Origin of the sequence: Mycobacterium neumannii (genome assembly GCF_002245615.1) — a bacterium.
Taxonomy (GTDB): Bacteria; Actinomycetota; Actinomycetes; order Mycobacteriales; family Mycobacteriaceae; genus Mycobacterium; species Mycobacterium neumannii_A.
The window spans coordinates 467,681-493,403 of sequence record NZ_NKCO01000001.1 but is presented as its reverse complement, the minus strand read 5'-3'; the positions used below and the strand labels follow the sequence as shown (position 1 = coordinate 493,403).

Below are 25,723 nucleotides of genomic sequence, written 5' to 3'. Positions count from 1 at the left end.
CCCCTATCCAACGGTCTTCGTGCCAGCGCGCAGTTGAACGGTTCACCTCGAATCGGTGATGGCCGCCGTCGTCGACGCGCCGACGCCGAGCCGGCGCGCCACCAGCAGGTCGTCGGGTGTGTCGATGTCGCAGCGCAGTCCCGGCCACGCACCGGTGAGCTCGAGCGCGCCGGAACGCCGGTGGCGTTGAGCGGAGTCGGCGCCGAATTGCGGGTTCAAGGCGACCCCGAACGCGAACAACGCCGACGTACCGGTGCCGTGCCGGTCGCCGACGAAGCTGCGTGGGTGTTTACGAGACGCGGCAACGGCCGCGGTCAGCTCATGGGCTTGCAATGCGGGCAGATCACCTTGCAACACAGCGACGTTCGGTGTCTCATGACGGACTTCGGCTTCGGCGGCTGCGATCGCGTTGTTCAGCGGGTCGGGGTGGCTGTCGGGGGTCGGGTCGGTGAGCACCCGCGCGCCGAGTCGACCCGCCGCCTCGGCGGCGACTTCGTCCGGTGTGACCACCGTGACCGAGCCGATGGCCGAAACCGCCGACGCGGCGGTGATCGTGTCGATCAGCATCGCCAGTACGACCTTCTCGCGGGTGGTTGCGGAAAAGACGGGGGCCAACCGGGTCTTGGCCGCGGCCAGGCGCTTTACCGCGATCACCAATGCGATCTCGGCATCCGGTGACCCACTCATGTGCGTCATCCTGCCAGCAGTCCGGCGGGGGTTAGGCTGAAGGCGTGGTCGAGGCGGCGGTGATGGGTGCCGGTGCGTGGGGGAGCGCACTGGCGAAGGTCCTTGCCGATGCCGGCAACGAGGTGACGCTGTGGGCACGTCACCAAGAAGTCGCCGACGAGATCAACGACACCCATCGCAACTCCGGATATCTCGGTGACACCGAAATGCCCAAGACCATCAGGGCGACCGGCGATGCGGCCGAGGCGCTCAACGGCGCATGCACGGTGCTGTTCGCGGTGCCCGCCCAGACCCTTCGGGCCAATCTCGAACAGTGGTCGGGGTTGATCGACGACGAAGTCACATTGGTGAGCCTGGCCAAGGGCATCGAACTCGACACGCTCATGCGCATGAGCCAGGTGATCATCCAGGTGACCGGTGCCGACCCGGCACGCGTTGCGGTGGTCTCCGGTCCCAACCTCGCCAGCGAGATCGCCGACGAACAACCGGCGGCCACCGTGGTCGCCTGTAGCGACTCCGGAAGGGCCGTCGCATTGCAACGGGCGCTTTCGACGGCGTACTTCCGGCCGTACACCAATGCCGACGTGATCGGCGCCGAAGTCGGTGGTGCGTGCAAGAACGTCATTGCGCTCGCGTCCGGCATGGCGGCCGGGGTCGGACTGGGGGAGAACACCGCCGCGGCGATCATCACTCGTGGGCTGGCCGAGATCATGCGGTTGGGAATCGCGTTGGGCGCCAAGCCCGCGACCCTCGCAGGCTTGGCCGGGGTCGGTGACCTCGTCGCGACGTGCACATCCGGGCAGTCGCGTAACCGCACGTTCGGGCTGCGCCTGGGCCAGGGCGGCACAATGGAATCGGCGATGCTCGCCACCGGTGGCCACGTCGCCGAAGGCGTCGCGTCGTGCCAATCGGTGCTGGCGCTGGCCGAGAGCTACGACGTCGAGATGCCGCTGACCGACGCCGTATTCCGGGTATGCCACAGGGGTCTGTCGGTCGACGAGGCCGTCGTCCTGTTGCTCGGACGCAGCACCAAACCGGAGTGACCGGTGGACGGTCAGTACGGGGACTCCACTCGCAGCGTCAAATCCATTGCCTCGGAAGCTGTTCCGGGGCAGGCCGTGGCACCGTCACCGGTCCCGGCGTCCACCTTCCACCTGTCATCCGATCCGTCGGACGTCCCGGATTCCTATGGGCGGAGCTCGAATCCGACCTGGCGCCACCTCGAGTTGGCGCTCGCGCAACTGGAGGCCGCCCCGTCCGCGCTGGCCTTCGGATCGGGGATGGCCGCGATCACGTCCGTCCTGAGGGTGCTCGCCAAGCCGGGACATAAGCTCGTCGTGCCCGCCGACGGCTACTATCAAGTCCGCCGGTACGCCTCTGAATACCTTGCCGAGCAAGGAGTTACGGTGGTGCAGGCCGCCACCGAAGAGATGTGTGCGGCATCGGCGGACGCGGACGTCGTACTGGCCGAGAGCCCGGCCAATCCGGGGCTGGATGTAGTGGATCTGCACCGGCTCGCGCTGCAGTGCCGTAGCCGGGGCGCCACGCTCGTCGTCTACAACACCACCGCCACCCCCTTCGGTCAGCAACCGCTTTCGCTGGGCGCCGACGTGGTCGTCGCGAGTGCGACCAAGGCATTGTCGGGCCACAGCGATCTGCTCGCCGGTTATGTCGCGAGCGCGCACACCGACCTGATGGCCGAGGTCGCGCGCGAACGACTCCACTCCGGTGCCATCCTCGGCGCCTTCGAGGCGTGGCTGCTGATGCGCAGCCTGGGCACCGCCGGCCTGCGCTTCGAACGGCAGTGCCACAACGCGGCGGCGCTCGCGGTGGCGCTGCATGCCCACCCCGCCGTGCGCGCCGTGCGCTATCCCGGTCTGCCCGACGATCCGTCGCACCGCATCGCGTGCGCGCAGATGAAACGGTTCGGCGGCCTGATCGCCGTGGAGTTGGCCGACGCTGCGGCTGTGCACAGCCTGGTCGAGCGCAGCGCGCTGCTGATCGCATCGACGAGTTTCGGCGGAATTCACACGTCGGTGGACCGCCGCGCCCGCTGGGGCGACGACGTCAGCGACGGGTTCGCGCGCATCTCGCTGGGGATCGAGGACACCGACGACCTGATCGCCGACATCGAGCAGGCACTGGGCTGACACCGCCACGGGCCATCGCCGGACGACCGGCCGCCGACGCGGGCGGTAGCCTCTCTAGGTTGTGACTGCCCGCCATGAGCCCGGAGCCGCCCGGCCGGCGACATCGGACAGGAGCACCGGACGCGTCCGGGTTGCCGTCGTCTACGGCGGACGCAGCTCCGAGCATGCGATCTCCTGCGTATCCGCAGGCAGCATCCTGCGCAACCTCGATCCGCAGCGGTTCGAAGTCGTCGCCGTCGGCATCACCCCGGAAGGGGCCTGGATGTTGACCGACGCGCAGCCGGACAGCCTTGCGATCACCGACGGCCGACTTCCGGAGGTGACCGCCGCGTCGGGTACGGAATTGGCCCTGGCTGCCGATCCGGGCCGCGGCGGCCAACTGCTGTCGCTGGGCCAGGGGGCGGGGGAGATGCTGGCGGCGGTCGACGTGGTCTTCCCGGTGCTGCACGGTCCGTACGGCGAAGACGGCACGATCCAGGGGCTGCTCGAGTTGGCGGGGGTGCCCTATGTCGGGGCGGGTGTCCTGGCCAGTGCGGTGGGCATGGACAAGGAGTTCACCAAGAAGCTGCTGGGTGCCGCGGGCCTGCCGATCGGCGATCACGAGGTGCTGCGGCCCCGCCAGGACACCTTGGCTTTCGAGGCTCGCGAGCGGCTCGGCCTGCCCGTCTTCGTCAAGCCGGCGCGCGGGGGGTCGTCGATCGGCGTCAGCCGGGTCACGGCGTGGGATCAGCTGCCGTCGGCGATCGAACAGGCCCGCCGTCACGATCCGAAGGTGATCGTCGAAGCCGCGGTGCCGGGGCGCGAACTGGAATGCGGCGTGCTCGAATTCCCCGACGGCCGAATCGAGGCCAGCGCGCTCGGCGAGATCCGGGTCGCAGGCGTACGCGGCCGCGAGGACGGCTTCTACGACTTCGCGACGAAATACCTCGAGGACGCCGCCGAACTGGACGTCCCCGCCAAAGTCGACGACGACGTTGCGGAGGCGGTGCGACGGCTCTCGATTCAGGCCTTCAACGCGATCGATTGTCAGGGGTTGGCCCGCGTCGACTTCTTCCTCACCGATGACGGGCCGGTGATCAACGAGCTCAACACCATGCCGGGGTTCACCACCATCTCGATGTACCCGCGGATGTGGGCCGCCAGCGGCGTCGACTACCCGACCCTGCTGGCCACGATGGTCGAAACCGCACTTAAACGCGGCACCGGTCTGCGCTGACGGTGCTACCTGCGGCCCAGCGCAGGATCAACGCACCGGCGCAGGAGCGACGGGCTTGGCCGGAAGTGACTCGGCGATGACCGTGGACAGCAGCTGGATCGGTGTCGGACCGGAGCCCTGCGGCAGCGTCAGGGCGACGTACACGCCGCGGTCGACGGCGTACCACGTGCTGCGCGCCTGTTCGGCGCCCGCGTCATCGACGCCGGCCTCAGCCACCCGGAACCACTGCACGTCGTCTACCACCTGCACCGGCGCACCGACGACGAATTCCGTGGGCCGTTCCACCCCGCAGCGCAGCACGATCGGTTCGCCCTGACCCTCGGCCGGCCACGCCGCCGCACCTGCAGGTGCGGGATCGGCCAGCGGTGCGCGGGTGTGATCGTCGAGCTCGTCCGGCAGTTGGGCGATCAGGTCGGCGCATTCGGCGCTCGTGGCGTGTGGGGCGGGCACCGGCACCAACGGCACCGCCTGTTGCTCGTCGGGATTCTGGCGCAGCGCGGCGATCACCAGAATCACCACAACCGCCGCCACCGCCACCACCAGCGCGGCGATCAGCAGCGCCCGCGGCGGCCCGTCACCGGTCTGCGAAGCCACGGTCCAACTCTAGAGAGGCGCCCCGTTGGCGATCGGACAGGTCAGCGTGCGGGTGATACCGGTCACCTGTTGAACATTGGGAACCACGGTGGCTTTCAGATCGGCCAAGGTGTCGGCGCCCACGCGCACGACCACGTCGTACGGTCCCGTCACGGACTCCGCGGACACCACCCCGGGAAGCGCGGCGAGTTGTTTGGCGACGACCTCGGCGCGGCCCACCTCGGTCTGAATCAGCATGAAAGCCTCGACCACCCGCTGTTCCTCCACATCGCTGCATAGACTCCACGCCGCAGGCGCTTAACGTACCGCAGGTGCGGCCGGTGTTCAGACCGCACGAAACGGATGAGGTGCGGCCGCGACGGGAGGTGACATGGCGTACGACGCCGAAACCCTGGCGCAAGTGGGCGAGTTCGCCGTGATCCGGCGCTTGGTGGCCGGGCGCCGCCAGCCGGACGCCGTCGCGCTGGGGCCCGGTGACGACGCCGCGGTGCTGTTTGCACCCGACGGTAAGGCCGTCGTGAGCACCGACATGCTGGTGGCCGAGCGTCACTTTCGGCTGGACTGGTCGACGCCGTATGACGTGGGGCGCAAGGCGATTGCGCAGAACGCCGCCGACATCGAGGCGATGGGCGCACGCGCGACCGGTTTTGTCGTCGCGTTCGGAGCACCATCGGATACGCCGGCAGACCAGGCTCTGCAACTCGCCGACGGCATGTGGCGCGAGGCCGAGTCGATGGGCGCGGGCATCGTCGGCGGCGACCTGGTCAGCGCGCCGCAATGGGTGATCTCGGTGACGGCACTCGGTGACCTCGACGGCCGTGAGCCGGTGCGCCGCAGCGGGGCACGGCCCGGCGACGTGGTGGCGATCGTTGGTGACATCGGTCGTTCAGCTGCCGGATTCGAATTGTGGCGCAACGGTGTCCAGCGATTCGACGAACTACGTCGGTGCCATGTGGCGCCGCGGCCGCCGTACGGACAGGGCCGCGTCGCCGCCGAAAGCGGCGCCACCGCGATGACCGACGTATCCGACGGGCTGCTGGCCGACCTGGGCCACATCGCCGAGGCGTCCGGCGTCAGCATCGACCTGTCCACCACGGCATTGACCGCGGACCGCGACGTGCTCGCAGGCGCGGCCGAAGCGGTCGGCACCGACGCGTGGGCGTGGATCCTCGGCGGTGGCGAGGACCATGCGCTGGTGGCGACGTTTCCGGGGACGCTGCCGTCCGGGTGGAGGGAGATCGGTCGCGTGCAGGAGGGTCCGGAGCGGGTGTCGGTCGACGGCGCGGCCTGGCAGGGGAATGCCGGGTGGCAGTCGTTCGACTAGTTAGGGTGTCGACTCGTGACCGTGTACGCCATCGCCCAGCTGAGGTTCACGGACCGTGCGGCCTATGACCGCTACCAAGCCCGTTTCCTTGAGGTCTTCAACCGGTACTCGGGGACGCTGCTCGCGGCCGACGAGTCGCCGCAGATTCTGGAGGGCGAGTCGGACCGCGAGAAGGTCGTGTTGATGTCGTTTCCCGATGAGCCTTCGTTTCGGGACTGGGCGAACTCGCCCGAGTATCAAGAGATCTCGAAGGACCGCCGGGCCGGCGCTGATTCGGTGGTGTTGCTGATCGAGGGCTTGGTATGACGGCGCGGCCGCTGCCCGAGCTCGTCGAGCAGGGCTGGGCCACGGCGCTGGAACCGGTCGCGGGTCAGGTCGCACAGATGGGCGAGTTTCTCCGCGCCGAACTGGCCGCCGGAAACGGATATCTGCCCGCAGGTCAGAACGTGTTGCGCGCGTTCACCTTTCCGATGGACAGGGTGCGGGTACTGATCGTCGGACAGGACCCTTACCCGACGCCCGGTCACGCCGTCGGCCTCAGTTTCTCGGTGGCGCCCGACGTGCGGCCGCTGCCGCGCAGCCTGGAGAACATCTTCAAGGAGTATGGAAGCGACCTCGGCCACCCCGCCCCGTCCACCGGTGACCTGACGCCGTGGGCCGAACGCGGGGTGATGCTGCTCAACAGGGTGCTCACCGTTCGACCGGGCACGCCTGCGTCGCACCGCGGCAAGGGTTGGGAAGCGGTGACCGAGTGCGCGATTCGTGCGCTGGTCGCGCGCGGGCAGCCGTTGGTCGCGGTGCTGTGGGGTCGCGACGCCTCGACGCTGAAACCGATGCTGGACGGCGCCGACTGCGTGGCGATCGAGTCTCCGCACCCGTCGCCGCTGTCGGCGTCGCGCGGCTTCTTCGGCTCGCGACCGTTCAGCCGCGCGAACGAACTGCTCGAGAAGATGGGCGCCGAGCCGATCGACTGGCGGCTTCCCTAGGGCTATCCGACGCCCGGAATCGGCGGCGGCGAGGGAATCGGCGGAGGTGACGGAATCGCCGGCGGCGACGGGACGTCGGGCACCGGAACCTCGACGGTGCCCCCGTCAGTGCCCTCGCCCTCGGTGGTGGTCGGCAGTTCCGGCGACGGTGCGGTGGTCTCCGGCGCGCTCGTCTCCACCGTCACTTCCACCGACGTGGTGGGCGATGTCGTCGACGTAGTGGTGGTCTCGTCGCCGGCGGAATCACCGCCGGCGCACGCGGTCAACAACGCCAGCGCACATCCGGACGCCAGCGCGGTCAGGGCGGATTTTGCAGCTGCACGAGAGGTCATGCAGCACGACTACCCGGTCGCCGGTGGCGGCAATCGCGGCGTGTCAGCCGCGCGAGACCTTTCCGGCCTTGATGCACGACGTGCACACGTTCATGCGCTGCTTGTTGCCGCCGGGGCGGGCGGCGCGCACGGTCTGGATGTTGGGATCCCAGCGACGGCTGGTCCGGCGATGGGAGTGCGAGACCGACTTACCGAAGCCGGGTCCCTTCCCGCAGATATCGCACACGGCAGCCATATGCAGAACTCCTCAGATCAGTACGTGGGGTCCGGGTCGCGGCACCGCGACCTGCGCGGCTCGACCCGACAACCTGACCAGGATACCGGCAGCCGCAGCGAACGCCAAAATGCCGTCCCGCGCTGCGTGCGAGCCTGGCCAAGCTTACCGACCGGCGAGAACGTCGTGCCGGGGCTGTCAGGTCCAATCGCTAGGCTGACCGGCACGGCGGGGTGCGTGGAGCGTCACATTTCTGCGGAGGTTAAGCATGTCGGCTCGACTGCTCGATGCCTCGATGCTGCAGAAGTGGTCGCATACCGCGGTCGGTGACCTCATCACCCATACCGACGAGATCAACCGGCTCAACGTGTTCCCGGTCGCCGACGCCGACACCGGCACGAACATGCTGTTCACCATGCGTTCGGCGTGGGCGCAAGCCGAGGCGCTGGCCGGCGCCGACGACGTCGCCGAGGTCGCGGCGGCGCTGGCACGCGGCGCCATCCACGGGGCGCGGGGCAACTCGGGCGTGATCCTGTCCCAGATTCTGCGCGCGCTGGCGGAGGTCACCGCGGAAGCGTCGGCCGATCTGCACGGTGGTCTCGACCGGGTGGACGGGCCGTTGTTCGCCGCGGCGCTGCACCACGCCGTGGTGTTGGTGATCCGGGCGATGGGGGAGGCCGTGCCGGGCACCATCGTCACCGTGCTCCAGGCCGCGGCCGAGGCCGCCGAGCAGGCCTCGACCGACGGCGCCGAGCTGCCCGAGGTCGTGTGCAGGGCCGCAGACGCGGCAGCGCAGTCGCTGGAGAAGACCACCGGCCAACTCGACGTGCTGGCCCGCGCGGGCGTGGTGGACGCCGGAGGGCGCGGTCTGCTGGTCCTGCTGGACGCGATGAGCACCACGCTGACCGGCAGTGCTCCGCGCAGGACGGAGTACATTCCGGCGCCGCCACCGCACACCGACAACGGTGCCAACCGCGCCGTCGCGGCTCCGCAGTTCGAGGTGATGTACCTGCTCAGCGGATGCGATCCGGCAGGGGTGGAGAAACTGCGCAACGACCTCGACGGGCTGGGCGACTCGGTCGCGATCGCCGCCCCGTCGGACGGCAGCGGCCATTACTCGGTGCATGTGCACGCCGACGACGCCGGCGCCGCCGTCGAGGCCGGGCTCGCGGTGGGCGCGACCAGCCGCATCCAGATCACCGCTCTCAGCGGCACCCGCGATGCCCGCCCGGTGAGGGCGTGGTCGCATGGACGGACGGTGCTCGCCGTCGTCGACGGGACGGGCGCCGAGGAGTTGTTCGCGGCCGAGGGCGCCCACGTGCTGCGGCTCGAGGGCGACGCGCCGGTCAGCGCCAAACAGCTGCTGCACGCACTGGTCAACGCCGACGCGGGCCAGGCGATGATCCTGCCGAACGGATACGTCGCGGCCGAGGAACTGGTCGCCGGGTGCACGGCCGCGATGGGCTGGGGCCTCGACGTGGTGCCGGTACCCACGGCGTCCATGGTTCAAGGGCTGGCGGCGCTGGCGGTCCACGACGACGCGCGCCAGGCCGTCGACGACGGATACACCATGGCCAGGGCCGCCGCGGGCGCCCGGCACGGATCGGTGCGGATCGCCACCGAGGAAGCGCACACCTGGGCGGGGATGTGCAAGCCGGGTGACGGTCTCGGCATCTCCGGCGAAGAAGTGCTGATCGTCGGCGACCACCTGGCCGCGGCGGGAGCGGGACTGATCGACCTGCTGCTGGCCGCCGGCGGTGAACTCGTCACGGTCCTCACCGGCGCCGGGGTCGACGAGGATGTCGCCGGCGCGCTCTCCGAGCACGTGCACGACCGGCACCCGGGCGTCGAACTGGTGACCTACCACACCGGCCACCGCGGCGACGCCTTGCTGATCGGGGTGGAGTAGCCGTGGCGACGCTGTCCGACCGTCTCGACTTCGTGCTCGGCAAGAAGGCCGCGGACCCGCTCGCCGAGCACTTCGGCATCCACACGGTCAACGATCTGGTGCGCCACTATCCCCGCAAGTACAGCGACGAGATGACGACGGCCGGCGACGGCGAGGAGCTCGAGGAGGGCGTCCACGTCACGTTCGTCGACGTCATCACCAAAGCCGAGCTGAGGCGGACGAACCGGCAACCCCAGCGCGAGTATCTCGTCGTCACCCTCGGACACCGGAAGCCGAAGGTGACCGCGACGTTCTTCAACGTCAAGTACCTCAAGAAGCAGCTGGTCGAGGGTGCGAAGGTGATGCTGTCGGGGGAGGTCGGCTACTTCAAGGGCGTCATGCAGCTGACCCATCCGGCATTCCTGGTGTTACACGAGACCGGCGGCGTGCGAGGATCCAAGTCTCTCAAGGCGATCGCCGAGGCCTCGGGGGCCACCGGTGAGGACCTGCTGGCCGCCTTCGAACGCGACTTCTTCCCGATCTACCCCGCCAACAAGAAGGTGCAGACCTGGGAGATCTACGCCTGCGTGCGTCAGGTGCTCGACGTGCTGGACCCGATCACCGAACCGCTGCCGAAAGCCTTTCTGCGGCAACACGGTCTGATCACCGAAGACCAGGCGCTCCGCGCGATCCACACCGCAGAGAGATCGGCCGAACGCGACGCCGCGGTCGCGCGACTGACGTATGACGAGGCCATCGGCCTCCAATGGGCATTGGTCAACCGACGCCACGGTGAGCTGAGTGAGTCGGGTCCGGTCGCGCAGCGTCGCGACGACGGGCTCGTCGCCGCCATGTGCGAACAGTTGCCGTTCGAATTGACCGACGGCCAGAAGGAAGTGCTCGACGTCGTCTCGGCCGAGCTGGAGAGCACCCGACCGATGAACCGCATGCTGCAGGGTGAGGTCGGTTCGGGCAAGACGATCGTCTCGGTGCTCGCGATGTTGCAGATGGTCGACGCCGGCTACCAGTGCGCGCTGCTCGCACCCACGGAAGTCCTTGCCGCACAACACGCTCGCTCGATCCGCGCCGTCCTCGGCCCGCTGGCCATGGCGGGCCAACTCGGTGGCATGGACGGTGCCACCCGCATCGCGCTGTTGACCGGATCGATGACGGCGCAACAGAAACGCGCGGTACGCGACGAGGTCGCCAGCGGTGAGGCGGGCATCGTCATCGGCACCCACGCCCTATTGCAGGACGCCGTCGAGTTCCACCGCCTCGGCATGGTGGTCGTCGACGAGCAGCACCGGTTCGGCGTGGAGCAACGGGATCGGTTGCGCGGCAAGGCCCCTGCGGGTATCACGCCGCATCTGCTGGTGATGACGGCCACGCCGATACCGCGCACCGTCGCGCTGACTCATTACGGTGACCTGGAGACCTCGACATTGCGCGAGCTGCCGCGGGGCAGACAACCGATCACGACAAACACCGTCTTTCTCAGCCAGCACCCACGCTGGCTGGACCGTGTGTGGCAGCGCATCACCGAAGAGGTGAGCCAGGGGAGGCAGGCGTACGTGGTGGCCTCGCGGATCGACGAGAACGACAAGTCGGCCAAGGACAAGGAGGGCGGTCCGCCGCCGATCACGGTGGTCGAGTTGTTCGCGCGGCTGAGCCGAGGCCCGCTCGCCGGACTGCGGCTCGGGCTCATGCACGGCAGGCTGCCCGCCGACGAGAAGGACGCCGTGATGGCCGCGTTCCGCGCGGGCGAGATCGACGTGCTGGTGTGCACGACGGTCATCGAAGTCGGCGTCGACGTGCCGAATGCGACGGTGATGGTGGTGATGGACGCCGACCGGTTCGGCATCAGCCAGCTGCACCAGTTGCGCGGGCGCATCGGGCGCGGACAGCATCCGAGCCTGTGCCTGCTCGTCACCAAACTCCCGCAGGGGTCCAAGGCCGGCGCCCGGCTGACCGCCGTCGCATCCACATTGGACGGGTTCAAGCTCGCCGACCTCGACCTCTACGAGCGGCAGGAGGGAGATGTGTTGGGGTTCAACCAATCCGGCCGCGCGATCACGCTCCGGTTCCTATCGCTGCAGGAGCACCTCGACATCATCGTGACGGCCCGCGAGTTCTGCGCACGGCTGTACGAAAATGATCCGGACCACCCGGGTATGGCGGCGCTGGCCGCCCCGTTCGTCAACACCGACCGCGTCGAATTCCTGGACAAGGCATGAAGCGCAGGCATCTGCTGTGGCTGACCGCGATCGTCGCGCTGGCGGTGATCGTCGCCGCGCAGGCGGTCAACTCGGCGGGGGACCGGGCGCAGTTCATCGCACGCGCCGACGTCCCGACCGTCGCGCCGGGCGCCGACGTTCTCGCGGGTGTTCCCGTCATACCGTTGCGGATCCGCGGATACGACTACCGCAGAGCGGCTTTCGGGGACAGCTGGACCGACGACAACTCTGCTCCGGGCGGACACAACGGGTGCGACACCCGCAACGACATCCTCAATCGCGACCTCGACGACAAGACGTTCGTGTCGATCAAGCGCTGCCCCGACGCCGTCGCCACGGGCACACTGCACGACCCGTACACCAACGCCGTCGTCGCCTTCACCCGCGGCGAGAAGACCGGCGCTGCGGTGCAAATCGACCACATCGTCCCGTTGGCGCTTGCCTGGGACCTCGGGGCGCGCAACTGGCCTGAAGACCTGCGCGTCCGGTTTGCCAACGATCCGGCGAATCTCATCGCGGTGGCCGGAAACGCCAACCAGGAAAAGGGTGACCAGGAGCCCGCGACGTGGATGCCGCCCAATGCGGCGTTTCACTGCCAGTACTCGATGCAGTTCATCGCGGTGCTGCGCGGATACCGGCTGCCGATCGACGCGCCGTCGGCCACCGCGCTGCGCGACGCCGCCGCCACCTGCCCGACGGGTTGAGTCCTCTAAAGGCCTACGTGCCGGTGTAGGTTTCCGGGTCCGGGCGGAACCGCTTGCCCTCGTCGAGCCCGTTGAGCGAGCCCATTTCGTCGTCGGTGAGCTCGAAGTCGAACACCTCGAGGTTCGAGGTGATCCGCTCCGCCTTCGACGACCGGGCGATGACCGCGTTGCCCAGCTGAATGCTCCACCGGATCAACACCTGCGCGGGCGTCTTGCCGTGCGCCTGCGCCACCGACGTGACCGCCTCGTTCTCGAGCAGCTGCCCGACGCCCAGCGGTCCGTACGCCTGGGTGGCGATGCCGTAACCGGCATTGACCTCACGCAGCTCCGCCTGGTTCAGCAACGGGTGCAGCTCGATCTGGTTGACCGCGGGGGTGAAGAACGACAGGTCGATGACGTCCGACAGGTGCTCGGCGTGGAAGTTGGCCACCCCGATCGACTTGGTGTCGCCCACCTCCTTGCGCTTCATCAACCCGCCCCAGCTGTCGACGTACTTGCCGTGCTCACCGGCGGGCCAGTGGATCAGGTACAGGTCGACGTAGTCGAGGCCGAGCCTGTCGAGGCTGGCCTTGAGCGCGTCCTGCGACGACTGGAAGCCCAGATCGGGAGTGGCGAGCTTGGTGGTGACGAAGATCTCGTCGCGCGGAACACCGGACGACTTGATGGCCCGTCCGACCGCTTCTTCGTTGCCGTAGGCCGCGGCGGTGTCGATCAGCCGGTACCCGGCGGACAACGCCGCCAGCACCGCCTGCTCGGTCTCGGACTCCGACAGCTCGCCGACCCCGAGACCGAATACCGGCATCGTGTGGTCGTCGTTGAGCGTGACGGTCGGAACCGCAGCCGCATTGCCCGGCGATTCGGTCATTTCACCTACCCCGTGAATTCGAATGTTCGCGGATCGGGGCCCAACCGAGTGCCGTCGCCGAGCGTCGAGACGGACGCCATGTCCTGTTCGCTCAACTCGAAATCGAACACGTCGAAGTTGCTCACGATTCTCTCGGGGGTCACCGACTTCGGGATGACTATATTGCCGAGCTGCATATGCCACCTAATCAACACCTGGGCCGGTGTCTTGCCGTGCGCATCGGCGACCGAGACCACGGTGTCGTTGGACAGCAGTGAACCCTGACCGAGCGGACTCCAGGCCTCGGTGGCGATGCCCATCTGGGCATGCACCTCGCGCAGCTCCTCCTGCTGCAGCAGCGGATGCAGTTCGATCTGGTTGACCGCGGGCACGATGCCGGTGGCGTCGACGAGTTCCCGCAGGTGTTCGGGCTCGAAGTTGCTCACCCCGATCGACCGGATGCGGCCCTGCTCACGCAGGTGGGCGAAGGCCTTGAAGGTGTCGACGAACGTGCCCTTGGCCGGCAAGGGCCAGTGGATGAGGTAGAGATCGAGGTAGTCGAGCCCCAGCCGGTGCATGCTCTTGTCGAAGGCACTCAGCGTGCTGTCGTAACCCTGCTCGGAGTTCCACAGCTTGGTGGTGACATACACCTGATCGCGCGGCAGGCCCGACTTCTCGAGCGCCTGGCCGACCTCGCGTTCGTTCTGGTACGCGGCGGCGGTGTCGATGTGGCGATAGCCCGCCTCGAGCGCGGTCGCGACCGCGCGTTCGGTGTCCTCCGGAGGGGTCTGCCAGACTCCGAGTCCAACCTGCGGTATCGAATTACCGTCGTTCAACGTGATCGAGGGAGATGCCATGACCCAGAGTCTGCCAGCTGATGACCAGTGGCGGCCGAACCGTAAGGAGACGCTGATCAACGCCGCGGCGGGCGTCACCCTTCGCGCGCTGCCGCGCATCCCGGAGGCCGTCAAGCGCCTCATGCTCGGACGTCGCACCGTCAGCGTCGACGGCAACACGCTGGACACGACGCTGCAGTTGATGCTCGCCGGACAAAAGCTCACGGGCATCGACGGTCTGGTCAACGCTGACGGCGTCGCCGCAGCCCGCGGACAACTCGAAACGCTGGCTGCGGGTTTCAAGCAGAACATCCCCGTCGCGTCGGTGACCGATCTCTCGATCCCGGGACCCGCAGGAGACATCCGCGCGCGCCATTACCGGCCCGTCGACGATGAGGGCGCCCTACTGGTCTTCTTCCACGGCGGTGGACAGGTCATCGGCAGCATCGACTCCCACGACGACCTGTGCCGCGAGATCTGCCACCGGGGACAGATGCACGTGCTGTCGGTCGACTACCGCCTGGCCCCCGAACATCCCGCGCCTGCGGGCACCGACGACGCCCACGCCGCGTTCCGATGGGCGTGCGAGCACGCTGCAGAACTGGGCGCCGACCCCGAGCGCGTCGCCGTCGGGGGTGACAGCGCCGGCGGCAACCAGGCCACGCTCGTCGCGCACCGCGCCCGCGGCGAGGGGCCGCAGCCGGCCCTGCAGTTCCTGCTGTACCCGGTCGTCAACTACCGCGACACGACCAGGTCGCAGGCGCTGTTCTCCGAGGGCTACTTCCTCACCCGCGACGACATCGACTGGTTCCGCGACAAATACCTGCGCGGTGGAGTCGATTCCGGTGACCCACGGGTCTCACCGCTTCTGGCCGACGATCTGTCCGGGCTGGCGCCGACGCTGATCGTCACCGCCGGTTTCGACCCGCTGCGCGACGAAGGCAGGCAGTACGCCGAGGCCCTGCGGGCCGCCGGCGTCCGCGTCGACCACCGGGAGTTCGGATCGCTGATCCACGGCTTTGCGAACTTCTTCCCGTTCGGCGGTGACAGCGCCACCGCGATGGCCGAGGTGATCTCGGCGCTGCGGGCGCATCTGGCCCGCGGCTGATCGGGCGGCGAAATCGCGCCGGTACTCTTACCTGCGTGGCCACGAAACGCAAGAAGACCCCGACCTACGACCTGAAGGCGGCTGACCGCAAGCGGAACCGGGCTGTGCAGATCGGCCTGACCGCCATCGTCGTGATCTTCGCCGTCGCGTTGGTGCTCTACATCGTGATGACCAAAGAGGACAAACCCGGTGAGGGCGAGACCAGGGCGGTCCGCGTGGCGTCGAGCAACGTGATCACCCAGGAGGGCACGTCCGAGCCCAAAGCGGTGGTGTCGCTCTACGAGGACTTCCTGTGCCCGGCGTGCGGCAACTTCGAGAAGCAGTTCGGCCCGACCATCAACCGGCTGATCGACAGCGGTGCTGCGGCCGTGGACTACAACATGGTGTCCATCCTCGACCGGGCGGGCCAGGGTTACTCCACCCGCGCGGCCAACGCCGGCTACTGCGTGGCCGACGCCGACACCGAAGCCTTCCGGCGTTTCCACGCCGCGCTGTTCGCACAACAGCCGCCCGAGGGGGTGGGCCCCTTCCCCGACAACGCCCGGCTGATCGAGATCGCTCGGCAGGCTGGGGTGACCGGCGAGGTGCCGGCCTGCATCAACGGTGGACGCTACAACGACATGGTCAAGGGTTTGGCCAAGGCGAGCGGGGTCAACTCGACACCGACCATCCGGATCAACGGTGAGGACTATTCGCCGTCGACGCCCGACGCGCTGATCGCCGAGATCGAGAAGATCGTCGGCGAGGTGCCCGCACTGGACGCCGGTGCGCCGCCGCCCAACGCCGATCCGACCCAGCCGGCGAGGCCGTGACGCTCGCCGCGCCCGGAGCCGTCCAGCCGTCCGAACCCATGGCCCATGAGCCGACGGGTCCGCCGGTGGGTCGCCCGAGCGCGGTGTGGATCCTCATCGCGGGTGTGCTGGGGCTGGCCGCCGCGGTCGCGCTGACCGTCGAGAAGGTCGAGCTCCTGATCGATCCGGAGTACATCCCGTCGTGCAGCTTCAATCCGGTGCTGTCCTGCGGTTCGGTGATGATCACACCGCAGGCGTCTGCGTTCGGCTTCCCGAACTCGTTGATCGGCATCATCTCGTTCACGATCGTGGTGGTGACCGGTGTGCTCGCGCTCGCGAGGGTCGCGTTGCCGCGCTGGTACTGGGCCGGTCTGGCCGCGGGAACGCTGCTGGGCGCTGCGTTCGTGCACTGGCTCATCTACCAGAGCCTCTACCGCATCGGCGCGCTGTGCCCGTACTGCATGGTGGTGTGGGCGGTCACGATCCCGCTGTTGGTGGTCGTTGCGGCCGTCGCTCTGCAGCCCCAACACGGGAACACCGTCACGCGGGTGCTGCACACCTGGCGGTGGTCTCTGGTCACGCTGTGGTTCACCGGCCTGCTCCTGCTGATCCTCGTGCGCTTCTGGAGCTACTGGTCCACGTTGGTCTGATCCGCCCGGAGGATAAAGTACGTGCGTGATCGCCCATGATCTCTAAAGTGCTGGTCGCCAATCGTGGCGAAATCGCGATCCGTGCTTTCCGGGCCGCCTACGAGATGGGGATCGACACCGTCGCGGTGTATCCCCATGAGGATCGCAACAGCATTCACCGGCTGAAGGCCGACGAGTCCTACCAGATCGGCGAGACCGGCCATCCCGTGCGCGCGTACCTGTCGGTCGAGGAGATCATCCGGGTCGCCAAGCATGCCGGAGCCGACGCGATTTATCCGGGATACGGCTTCCTGTCGGAAAATCCGGCGCTGGCGGCGGCCTGCGCGGAGGCCGGCATCACGTTCGTCGGGCCCAGCGCCGAGGTGCTCGAGCTGACGGGCAACAAGTCGCGGGCGATCGAGGCGGCCCGCTCGGCGGGCCTGCCGGTGCTCAACTCGTCGGCCCCGTCGGCGTCGGCCGAGGAGTTGATGGCCGCCGCGGAGCGCCTGGAGTTCCCGTTGTTCGTCAAAGCCGTGTCCGGCGGCGGCGGCCGGGGCATGCGGCGGGTCACCGAAATCGACGCGCTGGCCGACGCGATCGATGCCGCGTCGCGCGAGGCCGAGTCGGCGTTCGGCGACCCGACGCTGTATCTCGAACAGGCCGTGCTCAATCCCCGCCACATCGAGGTGCAGATCCTGGCCGACACCCACGGCAACGTGATGCACCTGTTCGAACGGGACTGCAGCGTGCAGCGCAGGCACCAGAAGGTCGTCGAGCTCGCACCCGCGCCGAATCTGTCCGACGAACTGCGGCAACGGATTTGCGACGACGCGGTCGCGTTCGCCCGGCAGATCGGCTACACGTTCGCCGGCACCGTCGAGTTCCTGCTCGACGAGCGCGGCCATTACGTGTTCATCGAGTGCAATCCGCGCATCCAGGTCGAGCACACGGTCACCGAGGAGATCACCGATGTCGACCTGGTGTCCAGCCAGTTGCGCATCGCCGACGGCGAGACCCTCGACAGCCTCGGCTTGAGCCAGGAGGCGCTGTCGGCCCCGCGCGGTTTCGCGCTGCAGTGCCGGATCACCACCGAGGACCCCGCCAACGGATTCCGTCCCGACACCGGCCGCGTCACCGGATACCGCACCCCTGGCGGCGCGGGCATCCGGTTGGACGGCGGCACCCATCTCGGTGCGGAGATCAGCGCGCATTTCGACTCGATGCTGGTGAAGCTGACGTGCCGGGGGCGCGACTTCGGCGCCGCGGTGGCGCGGGCGCGCCGCGCGCTGGCCGAGTTCCGCATCCGCGGAGTGTCGACGAATATCCCGTTCCTGCAAGCGGTCGTCAACGATCCGGATTTCCGGGCCGGCCGCATCAGCACGTCGTTCATCGACGAGCGTCCGTATCTGCTGACCGCCAGAACACCTGCCGACCGCGGCACCAAGATCCTCAACTACTTGGCCGACGTGACGGTCAACCAGCCACACGGCCCGCGAACCGCATCGGTGTACCCGCAGGACAAGCTGCCCGACATCGACCTGGAAGCGCCGCCGCCCGACGGCAGCAAGCAACGGCTGACCGAACTCGGCCCCGAGGGGTTCGCGCGCTGGCTGCGCGACTCCAAACCCTTGGCCGTCACCGATACGACGTTCCGTGATGCCCATCAGTCGCTGCTGGCCACCCGGGTGCGCACCACGGGGCTGTCGATGGTGGCGCCCTACGTCGCGCGCATGACGCCGCAGTTGCTCTCGCTCGAATGCTGGGGTGGGGCGACTTACGATGTGGCGCTTCGGTTCTTGAAGGAAGACCCGTGGGAGCGGCTGGCCGCGCTGCGCGAAGCGGTCCCCAACATCTGCCTGCAGATGCTGCTGCGCGGCCGTAACACCGTCGGTTACACCCCGTACCCGGAGACCGTCACCCACGCGTTCGTCGCCGAGGCCACGGCCACGGGCATCGACATCTACCGCATCTTCGACGCGCTCAACAACGTCGATTCCATGCGTCCGGCCATCGACGCGGTCCGCGAAACCGGCACGGCGGTGGCCGAAGTCGCGATGAGCTACACCGGCGACCTGTCCGACCCCGGGGAGAACCTCTACACGCTGGACTACTACCTGAAGCTCGCCGAGCAGATCGTCGACGCGGGTGCCCATGTGCTGGCGATCAAGGACATGGCCGGGCTCCTGCGGCCTCCCGCCGCGCACACGTTGATCAGCGCGCTGCGCACCCGGTTCGATCTGCCCGTGCACGTGCACACCCACGACACCCCGGGCGGCCAGTTGGCGACGTACCTGGCGGCGTGGCAAGCTGGAGCCAGCGCCGTCGACGGTGCGGCGGCACCCCTGGCAGGCACCACCAGTCAACCGGCGTTGAGCTCGATCGTGGCCGCGGCCGCACACACCGAGTACGACACCGGGCTGTCGTTGGAGGCGGTGTGCGACCTCGAACCGTACTGGGAAGCGCTGCGAAGGGTGTACGCGCCGTTCGAAAGTGGTTTACCGGCGCCGACGGGGCGCGTGTATCACCATGAGATCCCCGGCGGTCAGCTGTCGAACCTGCGTCAGCAGGCCATCGCGCTCGGGTTCGGCGACCGCTTCGAGGAGATCGAGGCCAACTACGCCGCAGCCGATCGGGTGCTCGGCCGGCTGGTGAAGGTGACGCCGTCGTCGAAGGTGGTGGGTGACCTCGCGCTCGCGCTGCTGGGTGCAGGCATCAGCGCAGACGAATTCGCCTCGGACCCATCGCGATTCGACATTCCCGATTCGGTGATCGGATTCTTTCGCGGCGAACTCGGCGACCCGCCAGGCGGATGGCCCGAACCGCTGCGCACCAAGGCGCTTGCCGGCCGGGCGCCGGCCAAGGCGCAGGAGGAACTGAGCGAGGAGGACGAAGCGGTGCTCGCCCAGGCGGGCCCGAAGCGCCAGGCCGCGCTGAACCGGCTGCTGTTTCCCGGGCCGACAAAGGAACTCGAGGCCCACCGCGAGCAGTACGGGGACACGTCGAGCCTGTCGGCGAACCAGTTCTTCTACGGGTTGCGCAGCGACGAGGAGCATCGCGTCCGGTTGGAGCGGGGCGTCGAACTGCTGATCGGGCTCGAGGCGATCTCCGATCCCGACGAACGCGGCATGCGCACCGTGATGTGCATCCTCAACGGCCAACTGCGGCCAGTCCTGGTGCGTGACCGCAACGTCGCCAGCGACATCCCCACCGCGGAGAAGGCCGACAAGTCCAATCCCGACCACATCGCCGCGCCCTTCGCCGGGGTGGTCAGCGTCGGCGTCGCCGTCGACGACGAGGTGCAGGCCGGTCAGACGATCGCCACGATCGAGGCCATGAAGATGGAGGCGGCCATCACCGCACCCAAGGCGGGCAAGGTGAACCGGGTCGCGGTCTCGGAGACGGCACAGGTCGAAGGCGGCGATCTGCTGGTGGTGGTCAGCTGACCCGCATCATCGCTGGCGCGCTGGGCGGTAGACGAATCACCGTGCCCCAGATCAGGTCTGGGGGAGGGACCCGTCCCACCACCGACCGGGTACGGGAAGCGTTGTTCAACGTGCTGGCCGCGCGCGTCGACTTCGGCGGGATCGCGGTGCTCGATCTGTACGCCGGCTCGGGCGCGCTCGGGCTCGAGGCGCTCTCGCGCGGCGCCGCGGAGGCGACGTTCGTCGAGGCCGACCGGCGAGCCGCAGGAGTCATCGCCGACAACATCGCCGCACTCGGCGTCACCGGGGCGAGCGTGCGGCGCGGCGCCGTCGCCGAGGTACTGGCCGCGGGCAGCCCGCGACGTTTCGACCTCGTCCTCGCCGACCCGCCGTACGACATCACCGCCGGGGAAGTGGAATCGATGCAGGCGCTGCTCACCGAACGGGGTTGGGCCGGACCGGGAACCGTCGTCGTGGTGGAACGCGCGGCGAGCGGACCGCCGATCACGTGGCCGCCGGGCTGGCAGGTATGGCCGTCGCGCACCTACGGCGACACCCGCCTGGAGCTTGCCGAGGCACCAGAGCGGCCCTGCTAGCGTCATCGCTCATGAGCGGCGCGGTATGCCCCGGATCCTTCGACCCGGTCCATCTCGGGCACGTCGACGTCTTCGAGCGCGCGGCCGCGCAGTTCGACGAGGTGATCGTCGCCGTTCTGGTCAACCCGAACAAGAAGGGCATGTTCACGCTCGACGAGCGCATCGCGATGATCGAGGAGTCCACCGAGCACCTGCCGAACCTGCGCGTCGAATCGGGTCAGGGCCTGGTGGTCGACTTCGCCCGGCAGCGCGGCGTGACGGCGATCGTCAAGGGCCTGCGCGGCGGTGCCGACTTCGAATACGAACTGCAGATGGCGCAGATGAACAAGCACATCGCCGGCGTCGACACGTTCTTCCTAGCCTCGATACCGCGGTACTCGTTCGTGTCGTCGTCGTTGGCCAAGGAGGTCGCGTCGATGGGTGGCGACGTCTCCGAACTGCTCCCCGCCGCGGTCAACACGCGCGTGCGGGCCAAGCTGAGCCAGGGTTAGCCCGCTCCTGCAGGGGTAAACAGGTGCAGGCGCACAGCCCATTCGCGCCCACACCACTACCGAAATGCAGGAGGTTTCTGCCATGGCTGAAACGTTTGTCCAGAACACCGACGACGTCGTGAAGTTTCTGACCGACCAACACAACCTGATCAAGGACCTGTTCGAAGAAGTGCTGGGCGCGTCGGAAACCGAGGCGCGCGAGAAGGCGTTCGCCGATCTGCGTCAGCTGCTGGCCGTACACGAGACCGCCGAGGAGATGGTGGTCCACCCGCGCGCCCGCAAGGAGGTCGCCGACGGTGAGGCCATCGTCGACGCGCGCCTCAAGGAAGAGCACGAGGCCAAGGAGTTCCTGTCGCGGCTCGAGAAGATGGACATCGGGTCGCAGGAGTTCATCGACGAACTGAAGAAGTTCCGCGAGGACGTCGTCGAGCACGCCGAACTCGAGGAGCGCGAGGAGTTCAGCCACCTGCAGAAGAACCTCGACGGTGATGATCTCAAGCGGATGGCGGGCGCCGTGCAGGCCGCCGAGGCGATCGCCCCGACCCATCCGCATGCGGGTGTCGAGTCGGCCAAGGCCAATTTCGCGCTCGGACCGTTCGCTTCGATGCTCGATCGCGCCCGCGACCTTATCGGCGCGGCGGTGAAGTAAGCACCCCCGGCCGTCGTGGTCGCCGAATCTGAACTTGTGTTCGAGAAAACGCCGATTTCGCGCGAAGAAGTTCAGACTCGAGGAAGACTCACGCCCGCCCCCGGGCGCCATCGAAGGATGCCGCCCGGGGGCGGGCTTTCGTCTCGGTCCCGGGCGGTTGACATAATGCGAGCAGCAATTCAGCCGGGAGTTGCGGCCTGGGGAGTGGAGAGACTCAGCAATCCATGAATTTCCGACGTCCGGGGCGACACACCGGGCGGGAAGCTGAGTCACAGGGGTAACACCAGGCACACTAGTAACTGTCAACTACGCCTGGAGGGTGTTGCCGTGTACCGAGTTTTTGAGGCGCTCGACGAACTGAGCGCGATTGTGGAAGAAGCCCGCGGCGTGCCGATGACGGCAGGCTGCGTCGTGCCGCGCGGCGATGTCCTCGAGCTGCTCGACGACATCAAGGACGCGATTCCCGGTGAGCTCGACGATGCCCAGGACGTCCTCGATGCCCGCGACGGGATGCTGCGCGAGGCCAAGGACCACTCCGACTCGATGGTGTCCACGGCCACCGCCGAGGCGGACTCCGTCCTGAACCACGCCCGCGCGGAAGCGGACCGGCTGCTGGCCGACGCGAAGGCCCAGGCCGATCGCATGGTGGCCGAGGCTCGACAGCACAGCGAGCGGATGGTCGGCGAGGCCCGCGAGGAGGCCACCCGCGTCGCCGCCACCGCCAAGCGCGAGTACGAGGCGAGCACCGGACGGGCCAAGACCGAAGCCGACCGGCTCATCGAGAGCGGCAACCTGGCCTACGAGAAGGCCGTGCAAGAGGGCATCAAGGAGCAGCAGCGGCTGGTGTCGCAGACCGAGATCGTCGCGACCGCGACCGCCGAGGCGACGCGGTTGATCGACTCGGCGCACGCCGAGGCCGACCGGTTGCGCGGCGAGTGCGACATCTACGTCGACAGCAAGCTCGCGGAGTTCGAGGACTTCCTCAACGGCACGCTGCGCTCCGTCGGTCGAGGTCGTCACCAACTTCGCACCGCCGCGGGCACGCACGACTACGCGGCCCGCTGAGCGCCGGGCGCCGCCAAGAATCCTCGCCGTAAACTCGGTACTTATGGCGACGCATGCCAAAGCGGCGGCGCATCGCGCGTCACGATCGCCGCTCGTGATCAACATCTCCCGGCTCGGTAGGCGACCCGGGTCGATGATGACTGTCTCCGAAACGGTGCCCAGCCCGTCGCGCATCGGGCTCGACCTGATCGCCATCGACAAAGGGGCACCGCTGGGACTCGACCTGCGTGTCGAGTCGGTGTCGGAGGGAGTCCTGGTCTCCGGGACGGTGTCCGCTCCCACGACGGGCGACTGCGCGCGATGCCTGACGCCGGTCACCGGCGACGTCGAGATCTACCTCACCGAACTGTTCGCCTATCCCGACAGCGCCACCGACGAGACGACCGAAGCCGACGAGGTCGGTCGCGTGGTGGACGACACCGTCGACCTGGAGCAGCCGATCATCGACGCCGTCGGGCTGGTGCTGCCGTTCGCGCCGCTGTGCGGTCCGGACTGCGCGGGCCTGTGCCCGGACTGCGGTGTGGCCTTGGCCACCGCCGAACCCGGTCACCACCACGAGCGGATCGACCCGCGCTGGGCGAAGCTGGCCGGCATGGTCGACACTGTCGGCGGAGCCGACGATCCCACTGAGGACACGCGTGAGTGAGCGCGCCGCGCTGCTGGCGGCGCTGGGTGTGGATCTGCCCGACGAACTGCTCACCATGGCGCTCACCCATCGCAGCTACTCCTACGAGAACGGCGGTCTGCCGACCAACGAGCGATTGGAGTTCCTCGGCGACGCCGTGCTCGGGCTGACCATCACCGAGGAGCTCTACCACCGGCACCCCGACCGGTCCGAGGGCGATCTGGCCAAGCTGCGCGCCAGCATCGTCAACACCCAGGCACTCGCCGACGTCGGTCGTCAGCTGTCCGATGGCGGGCTCGGCGCCTATTTGCTACTCGGCAAGGGCGAGCTGAGCTCCGGCGGCGCCGACAAGGCCAGCATCTTGGCCGACGGCGTCGAATCCTTGTTGGGTGCAATCTATTTGGAGCACGGCAACGCGGTCGTGCGTGAGGTGATCCTGCGGCTGTTCGGCGACCTGCTCGACACCGCGCCCACGTTGGGCGCCGGGCTGGACTGGAAGAGCAGTCTGCAGGAGCTGACCGCCTCGCGCGGCCTTGGTGCGCCCACCTATCTCGTCACCTCGACGGGTCCGGACCACGACAAGGAATTCACCGCGACGGTCATGGTGACCGACACCGAATACGGCAGGGGTGTCGGGCGCACCAAGAAGGAGGCCGAACTCAAGGCGGCCGCGGCGGCGTGGAACGCGCTGACGGCCGAGGTAGATGCCTGAGCTTCCCGAGGTCGAGGTTGTCCGTCGCGGACTGGACGCACACGTCGTCGGCAAGACCATCACCGCTGTGCGCGTACATCATCCGCGCGCGGTGCGGCGCCACGAGGCGGGACCCGCGGATCTGACCGCGCGCCTGCTCGACAGCACGATCACCGGGACCGGGCGGCGAGGTAAGTACCTGTGGCTGACGCTGGACGACGGCTCCGCGCTGGTCGTGCACCTCGGCATGAGCGGGCAGATGCTGCTGGGCGCGCCCCCGAGCGAGAATCACCTGCGCATCGCGGCGCTGCTGGATGACGGCACCGCGTTGAGCTTCGTCGACCAGCGCACGTTCGGCGGATGGCTGCTCACCGACATGGTCACCGTCGACGGGACCGACGTCCCGTTTCCGGTCGCGCACCTCGCGCGTGACCCGCTCGACCCGCAATTCAACCGCGACGGCGTGGTGAAAGTGTTGCGCGGCAAGCACTCCGAGATCAAACGTCAGCTGCTCGACCAGACCGTCGTCTCGGGCATCGGCAACATCTATGCCGACGAGGCGCTGTGGCGCGCCAAGGTCAACGGCGCCCGGTTGGCGTCGTCTCTGAGCAGGCCGAAGCTGGCCGAGCTGCTCGACGCGGCCGCCGAGGTGATGCGCGAGGCGCTCGCCCAAGGCGGGACGTCATTCGACTCGCTGTATGTCAACGTCAACGGCGAGTCGGGTTACTTCGACCGCTCGCTGGACGCATATGGGCGCGAAGGCGAGCCCTGCCGACGCTGTGGGGCCATCATGCGGCGCGAGAAGTTCATGAACCGCTCGTCGTTCTACTGTCCGAAATGTCAGCCGCGCCCGCGGGTACGGCGAACCGCGCCCAGACCGACGTAATGGTCGATTGAGCGCGCGGTTTTCCGCCAATACGTCGGTCTGGGCGAAGATGGGGCCATGACCGAACTTTGGGTTGAGCGGACGGGAGTGCGGCGCTATGTCGGACACAGCTCCCGCGGCGCGGAGGTGCTCGTCGGCAACGAGGACGTCGACGGCGTCTTCACGCCCGGTGAGCTGATGAAGATCGCGCTCGCCGCCTGCAGCGGGATGGCCAGCGACGTGCCCCTGCAGCGGCGCCTCGGCGAGCAGTACCGCACCACGATCCGCGTCTCCGGGGCGGCCGACCGCGAGCAGGAGCGCTATCCGCTGCTCGAAGAGCGAATGGAACTCGACCTGTCCGGGCTGTCCGAGCAGGAGCGGGCGCGGGTGCTCACGGTCGTCGAGCGCGCCATCGACCAGGTCTGCACCGTCGGCCGCACCCTCAAGGCTGGGGCCAAAGTGACGTTTGAGGTAGATGATGCAGGAGTTAGCTGAGGTACGCCTGACGGCTTGGGTGCACGGGCACGTTCAGGGTGTCGGCTTCCGGTGGTGGACGCGCGCCCGAGCACTGGAACTAGGGCTGACCGGATTCGCGGCCAACAAGCCCGACGGCCGGGTTCAGGTGGTCGCCCAGGGGCCACGCGAGTCCTGTCAGCGGCTGCTTGACCTGCTGCAAAGAGGAGAAACGCCGGGGCGGGTCGACAACGTCGTCGCCGACTTCACAGAACCTCGCGACTCGCTACAAGGGTTCACCGAGCGATAGCCGCTGCGGCGGTAGTGTG

At 68.2% G+C, this 25,723-nt stretch carries 29 protein-coding genes; 22 read left to right on the top strand and 7 right to left on the bottom strand.

Features of this window, described 5'->3' with window-relative positions; translation table 11 throughout:
* Window positions 1-42 precede the first annotated feature (42 nt).
* Window positions 43-687 carry a 2-phospho-L-lactate guanylyltransferase gene (gene cofC, locus CEX88_RS02545; RefSeq protein ID WP_094292257.1) on the bottom strand — a complete coding sequence of 215 codons (645 nt, stop codon included), beginning with the start codon at window positions 685-687 and terminating at the stop codon, window positions 43-45.
* Between the two features lie 62 nt (window positions 688-749).
* Between cofC and CEX88_RS02540 the strand changes: the two genes are divergently transcribed.
* The 3 genes from CEX88_RS02540 to CEX88_RS02530 all read left to right on the top strand — a co-directional run bounded on the left by CEX88_RS02540 (window position 750) and on the right by CEX88_RS02530 (window position 4,053).
* Window positions 750-1,730: an NAD(P)H-dependent glycerol-3-phosphate dehydrogenase gene (locus CEX88_RS02540; protein ID WP_094292317.1), complete on the top strand. Its 981-nt coding sequence runs from the start codon at window positions 750-752 to the stop codon at window positions 1,728-1,730.
* Window positions 1,731-1,733: 3 nt separating this feature from the next.
* Window positions 1,734-2,837: a cystathionine gamma-lyase gene (locus CEX88_RS02535; protein WP_094292256.1), complete on the top strand. Its 1,104-nt coding sequence runs from the start codon at window positions 1,734-1,736 to the stop codon at window positions 2,835-2,837.
* A 61-nt stretch (window positions 2,838-2,898) separates the two neighbouring features.
* Window positions 2,899-4,053 carry a D-alanine--D-alanine ligase family protein gene (locus CEX88_RS02530; protein ID WP_094292255.1) on the top strand — a complete coding sequence of 385 codons (1,155 nt, stop codon included), beginning with the start codon at window positions 2,899-2,901 and terminating at the stop codon, window positions 4,051-4,053.
* A gap of 27 nt (window positions 4,054-4,080) precedes the next feature.
* Here the strand turns inward: CEX88_RS02530 and CEX88_RS02525 are convergent, their stop codons facing one another.
* Window positions 4,081-4,647: a DUF3515 domain-containing protein gene (locus tag CEX88_RS02525; protein ID WP_094292254.1), complete on the bottom strand. Its 567-nt coding sequence runs from the start codon at window positions 4,645-4,647 to the stop codon at window positions 4,081-4,083.
* A 9-nt stretch (window positions 4,648-4,656) separates the two neighbouring features.
* A complete protein-coding gene (locus tag CEX88_RS02520; protein ID WP_094292316.1) occupies window positions 4,657-4,899 on the bottom strand; it encodes an Lrp/AsnC family transcriptional regulator in 243 nt (80 codons plus the stop codon).
* Window positions 4,900-5,017: 118 nt separating this feature from the next.
* Here CEX88_RS02520 and CEX88_RS02515 point away from each other — a divergent pair, with 118 nt between their 5' ends.
* From CEX88_RS02515 to CEX88_RS02505, 3 genes are read left to right on the top strand one after another with little or no spacing between them, the layout of a single operon-like run.
* Window positions 5,018-5,971, top strand: a complete 954-nt coding sequence (locus CEX88_RS02515) for a thiamine-phosphate kinase (protein WP_094292253.1) — start codon at window positions 5,018-5,020, stop codon at window positions 5,969-5,971.
* 15 nt (window positions 5,972-5,986) lie between these two features.
* Complete coding sequence (locus CEX88_RS02510; RefSeq protein ID WP_094292252.1) at window positions 5,987-6,277, top strand: DUF1330 domain-containing protein; 291 nt, start codon at window positions 5,987-5,989, stop codon at window positions 6,275-6,277.
* Window positions 6,274-6,957: a uracil-DNA glycosylase gene (locus tag CEX88_RS02505; RefSeq protein ID WP_094292251.1), complete on the top strand. Its 684-nt coding sequence runs from the start codon at window positions 6,274-6,276 to the stop codon at window positions 6,955-6,957. The genes CEX88_RS02510 and CEX88_RS02505 overlap by 4 nt, the downstream gene beginning before the upstream one ends.
* A gap of 2 nt (window positions 6,958-6,959) precedes the next feature.
* Here the strand turns inward: CEX88_RS02505 and CEX88_RS02500 are convergent, their stop codons facing one another.
* Both CEX88_RS02500 and rpmB read right to left on the bottom strand, forming a co-directional pair.
* The gene (locus CEX88_RS02500) at window positions 6,960-7,289 is read right to left on the bottom strand and encodes a hypothetical protein (protein WP_094292250.1); all 330 of its coding nucleotides are present in this window, start codon (window positions 7,287-7,289) and stop codon (window positions 6,960-6,962) included.
* 43 nt (window positions 7,290-7,332) lie between these two features.
* Window positions 7,333-7,524 (bottom strand): 50S ribosomal protein L28, encoded by a 192-nt coding sequence (gene rpmB, locus CEX88_RS02495; protein WP_064398602.1) that lies wholly within the window; start codon window positions 7,522-7,524, stop codon window positions 7,333-7,335.
* A gap of 247 nt (window positions 7,525-7,771) precedes the next feature.
* Between rpmB and CEX88_RS02490 the strand changes: the two genes are divergently transcribed.
* The 3 genes from CEX88_RS02490 to CEX88_RS02480 are packed head-to-tail and all read left to right on the top strand — an operon-like array spanning window position 7,772 to window position 12,329.
* Window positions 7,772-9,412, top strand: coding sequence for a DAK2 domain-containing protein (locus CEX88_RS02490; RefSeq protein ID WP_094292249.1), 1,641 nt, complete (start codon window positions 7,772-7,774; stop codon window positions 9,410-9,412).
* A 2-nt stretch (window positions 9,413-9,414) separates the two neighbouring features.
* Window positions 9,415-11,625 (top strand): ATP-dependent DNA helicase RecG, encoded by a 2,211-nt coding sequence (recG, locus tag CEX88_RS02485; protein ID WP_094292248.1) that lies wholly within the window; start codon window positions 9,415-9,417, stop codon window positions 11,623-11,625.
* Window positions 11,622-12,329: an HNH endonuclease family protein gene (locus tag CEX88_RS02480; RefSeq protein ID WP_094292247.1), complete on the top strand. Its 708-nt coding sequence runs from the start codon at window positions 11,622-11,624 to the stop codon at window positions 12,327-12,329. Before recG ends, CEX88_RS02480 begins: the two co-directional genes overlap by 4 nt.
* A gap of 13 nt (window positions 12,330-12,342) precedes the next feature.
* On the opposite strand, the gene CEX88_RS02475 is transcribed toward CEX88_RS02480, so the two are convergent.
* Both CEX88_RS02475 and CEX88_RS02470 read right to left on the bottom strand, forming a co-directional pair.
* Window positions 12,343-13,194 (bottom strand): aldo/keto reductase, encoded by an 852-nt coding sequence (locus CEX88_RS02475; protein WP_094292246.1) that lies wholly within the window; start codon window positions 13,192-13,194, stop codon window positions 12,343-12,345.
* Window positions 13,195-13,199: 5 nt separating this feature from the next.
* On the bottom strand, window positions 13,200-14,030 hold the full coding sequence (locus CEX88_RS02470; protein WP_066844882.1) for an aldo/keto reductase: 831 nt from the start codon (window positions 14,028-14,030) through the stop codon (window positions 13,200-13,202).
* On the opposite strand from CEX88_RS02470, the gene CEX88_RS02465 reads away from it, so the two are divergent.
* The 13 genes from CEX88_RS02465 to CEX88_RS02405 all read left to right on the top strand — a co-directional run bounded on the left by CEX88_RS02465 (window position 14,029) and on the right by CEX88_RS02405 (window position 25,704).
* The gene (locus CEX88_RS02465) at window positions 14,029-15,117 is read left to right on the top strand and encodes an alpha/beta hydrolase (protein ID WP_094292245.1); all 1,089 of its coding nucleotides are present in this window, start codon (window positions 14,029-14,031) and stop codon (window positions 15,115-15,117) included. The two genes, CEX88_RS02470 and CEX88_RS02465, sit on opposite strands and share 2 nt — an antisense overlap.
* Window positions 15,118-15,152: 35 nt before the next feature.
* A complete protein-coding gene (locus CEX88_RS02460; RefSeq protein ID WP_094292244.1) occupies window positions 15,153-15,929 on the top strand; it encodes a DsbA family protein in 777 nt (258 codons plus the stop codon).
* Window positions 15,926-16,558 carry a vitamin K epoxide reductase family protein gene (locus CEX88_RS02455; RefSeq protein ID WP_238381924.1) on the top strand — a complete coding sequence of 211 codons (633 nt, stop codon included), beginning with the start codon at window positions 15,926-15,928 and terminating at the stop codon, window positions 16,556-16,558. Before CEX88_RS02460 ends, CEX88_RS02455 begins: the two co-directional genes overlap by 4 nt.
* Before the next feature lie 35 nt (window positions 16,559-16,593).
* The gene (locus tag CEX88_RS02450) at window positions 16,594-19,980 is read left to right on the top strand and encodes a pyruvate carboxylase (protein ID WP_094292243.1); all 3,387 of its coding nucleotides are present in this window, start codon (window positions 16,594-16,596) and stop codon (window positions 19,978-19,980) included.
* Window positions 19,977-20,555 carry a 16S rRNA (guanine(966)-N(2))-methyltransferase RsmD gene (rsmD, locus tag CEX88_RS02445; protein ID WP_094292242.1) on the top strand — a complete coding sequence of 193 codons (579 nt, stop codon included), beginning with the start codon at window positions 19,977-19,979 and terminating at the stop codon, window positions 20,553-20,555. The genes CEX88_RS02450 and rsmD overlap by 4 nt, the downstream gene beginning before the upstream one ends.
* Window positions 20,556-20,566: 11 nt before the next feature.
* Window positions 20,567-21,046, top strand: coding sequence for a pantetheine-phosphate adenylyltransferase (gene coaD, locus CEX88_RS02440; protein ID WP_094292241.1), 480 nt, complete (start codon window positions 20,567-20,569; stop codon window positions 21,044-21,046).
* 82 nt (window positions 21,047-21,128) lie between these two features.
* Complete coding sequence (locus tag CEX88_RS02435; RefSeq protein WP_066844863.1) at window positions 21,129-21,695, top strand: hemerythrin domain-containing protein; 567 nt, start codon at window positions 21,129-21,131, stop codon at window positions 21,693-21,695.
* Between the two features lie 327 nt (window positions 21,696-22,022).
* Window positions 22,023-22,760, top strand: coding sequence for a cell division protein SepIVA (gene sepIVA, locus CEX88_RS02430; protein ID WP_066844861.1), 738 nt, complete (start codon window positions 22,023-22,025; stop codon window positions 22,758-22,760).
* A 43-nt stretch (window positions 22,761-22,803) separates the two neighbouring features.
* Window positions 22,804-23,406 (top strand): YceD family protein, encoded by a 603-nt coding sequence (locus tag CEX88_RS02425; protein ID WP_094292240.1) that lies wholly within the window; start codon window positions 22,804-22,806, stop codon window positions 23,404-23,406.
* Window positions 23,399-24,097 carry a ribonuclease III gene (rnc, locus tag CEX88_RS02420; RefSeq protein WP_066844857.1) on the top strand — a complete coding sequence of 233 codons (699 nt, stop codon included), beginning with the start codon at window positions 23,399-23,401 and terminating at the stop codon, window positions 24,095-24,097. Before CEX88_RS02425 ends, rnc begins: the two co-directional genes overlap by 8 nt.
* Entirely contained in the window at window positions 24,090-24,962 is an 873-nt protein-coding gene (mutM, locus tag CEX88_RS02415; RefSeq protein ID WP_094292239.1) for a bifunctional DNA-formamidopyrimidine glycosylase/DNA-(apurinic or apyrimidinic site) lyase, read from the top strand. The genes rnc and mutM overlap by 8 nt, the downstream gene beginning before the upstream one ends.
* A 57-nt stretch (window positions 24,963-25,019) precedes the next feature.
* Window positions 25,020-25,436 carry an OsmC family protein gene (locus tag CEX88_RS02410; protein ID WP_066844854.1) on the top strand — a complete coding sequence of 139 codons (417 nt, stop codon included), beginning with the start codon at window positions 25,020-25,022 and terminating at the stop codon, window positions 25,434-25,436.
* The gene (locus CEX88_RS02405; protein ID WP_066845156.1) at window positions 25,420-25,704 is read left to right on the top strand and encodes an acylphosphatase; all 285 of its coding nucleotides are present in this window, start codon (window positions 25,420-25,422) and stop codon (window positions 25,702-25,704) included. Before CEX88_RS02410 ends, CEX88_RS02405 begins: the two co-directional genes overlap by 17 nt.
* Window positions 25,705-25,723: the final 19 nt, after the last annotated feature.

What these genes read in the sequence shown, in the direction of transcription:
- cofC (WP_094292257.1), bottom strand. Translation starts at nt 687, where the DNA reads ATGAGTGGGTCACCGGATGCCGAGATCGCATTGGTGATCGCGGTAAAG.
- CEX88_RS02540 (WP_094292317.1), top strand. Translation starts at nt 750, where the DNA reads ATGGGTGCCGGTGCGTGGGGGAGCGCACTGGCGAAGGTCCTTGCCGAT.
- CEX88_RS02515 (WP_094292253.1), top strand. Translation starts at nt 5,018, where the DNA reads ATGGCGTACGACGCCGAAACCCTGGCGCAAGTGGGCGAGTTCGCCGTG.
- CEX88_RS02505 (WP_094292251.1), top strand. Translation starts at nt 6,274, where the DNA reads ATGACGGCGCGGCCGCTGCCCGAGCTCGTCGAGCAGGGCTGGGCCACG.
- CEX88_RS02500 (WP_094292250.1), bottom strand. Translation starts at nt 7,289, where the DNA reads ATGACCTCTCGTGCAGCTGCAAAATCCGCCCTGACCGCGCTGGCGTCC.
- rpmB (WP_064398602.1), bottom strand. Translation starts at nt 7,524, where the DNA reads ATGGCTGCCGTGTGCGATATCTGCGGGAAGGGACCCGGCTTCGGTAAG.
- CEX88_RS02490 (WP_094292249.1), top strand. Translation starts at nt 7,772, where the DNA reads ATGTCGGCTCGACTGCTCGATGCCTCGATGCTGCAGAAGTGGTCGCAT.
- CEX88_RS02480 (WP_094292247.1), top strand. Translation starts at nt 11,622, where the DNA reads ATGAAGCGCAGGCATCTGCTGTGGCTGACCGCGATCGTCGCGCTGGCG.
- CEX88_RS02475 (WP_094292246.1), bottom strand. Translation starts at nt 13,194, where the DNA reads ATGACCGAATCGCCGGGCAATGCGGCTGCGGTTCCGACCGTCACGCTC.
- CEX88_RS02465 (WP_094292245.1), top strand. Translation starts at nt 14,029, where the DNA reads ATGACCCAGAGTCTGCCAGCTGATGACCAGTGGCGGCCGAACCGTAAG.
- CEX88_RS02470 (WP_066844882.1), bottom strand. Translation starts at nt 14,030, where the DNA reads ATGGCATCTCCCTCGATCACGTTGAACGACGGTAATTCGATACCGCAG.
- CEX88_RS02450 (WP_094292243.1), top strand. Translation starts at nt 16,594, where the DNA reads ATGATCTCTAAAGTGCTGGTCGCCAATCGTGGCGAAATCGCGATCCGT.
- coaD (WP_094292241.1), top strand. Translation starts at nt 20,567, where the DNA reads ATGAGCGGCGCGGTATGCCCCGGATCCTTCGACCCGGTCCATCTCGGG.
- CEX88_RS02435 (WP_066844863.1), top strand. Translation starts at nt 21,129, where the DNA reads ATGGCTGAAACGTTTGTCCAGAACACCGACGACGTCGTGAAGTTTCTG.
- CEX88_RS02425 (WP_094292240.1), top strand. Translation starts at nt 22,804, where the DNA reads ATGGCGACGCATGCCAAAGCGGCGGCGCATCGCGCGTCACGATCGCCG.
- mutM (WP_094292239.1), top strand. Translation starts at nt 24,090, where the DNA reads ATGCCTGAGCTTCCCGAGGTCGAGGTTGTCCGTCGCGGACTGGACGCA.
- CEX88_RS02410 (WP_066844854.1), top strand. Translation starts at nt 25,020, where the DNA reads ATGACCGAACTTTGGGTTGAGCGGACGGGAGTGCGGCGCTATGTCGGA.
- CEX88_RS02405 (WP_066845156.1), top strand. Translation starts at nt 25,420, where the DNA reads ATGCAGGAGTTAGCTGAGGTACGCCTGACGGCTTGGGTGCACGGGCAC.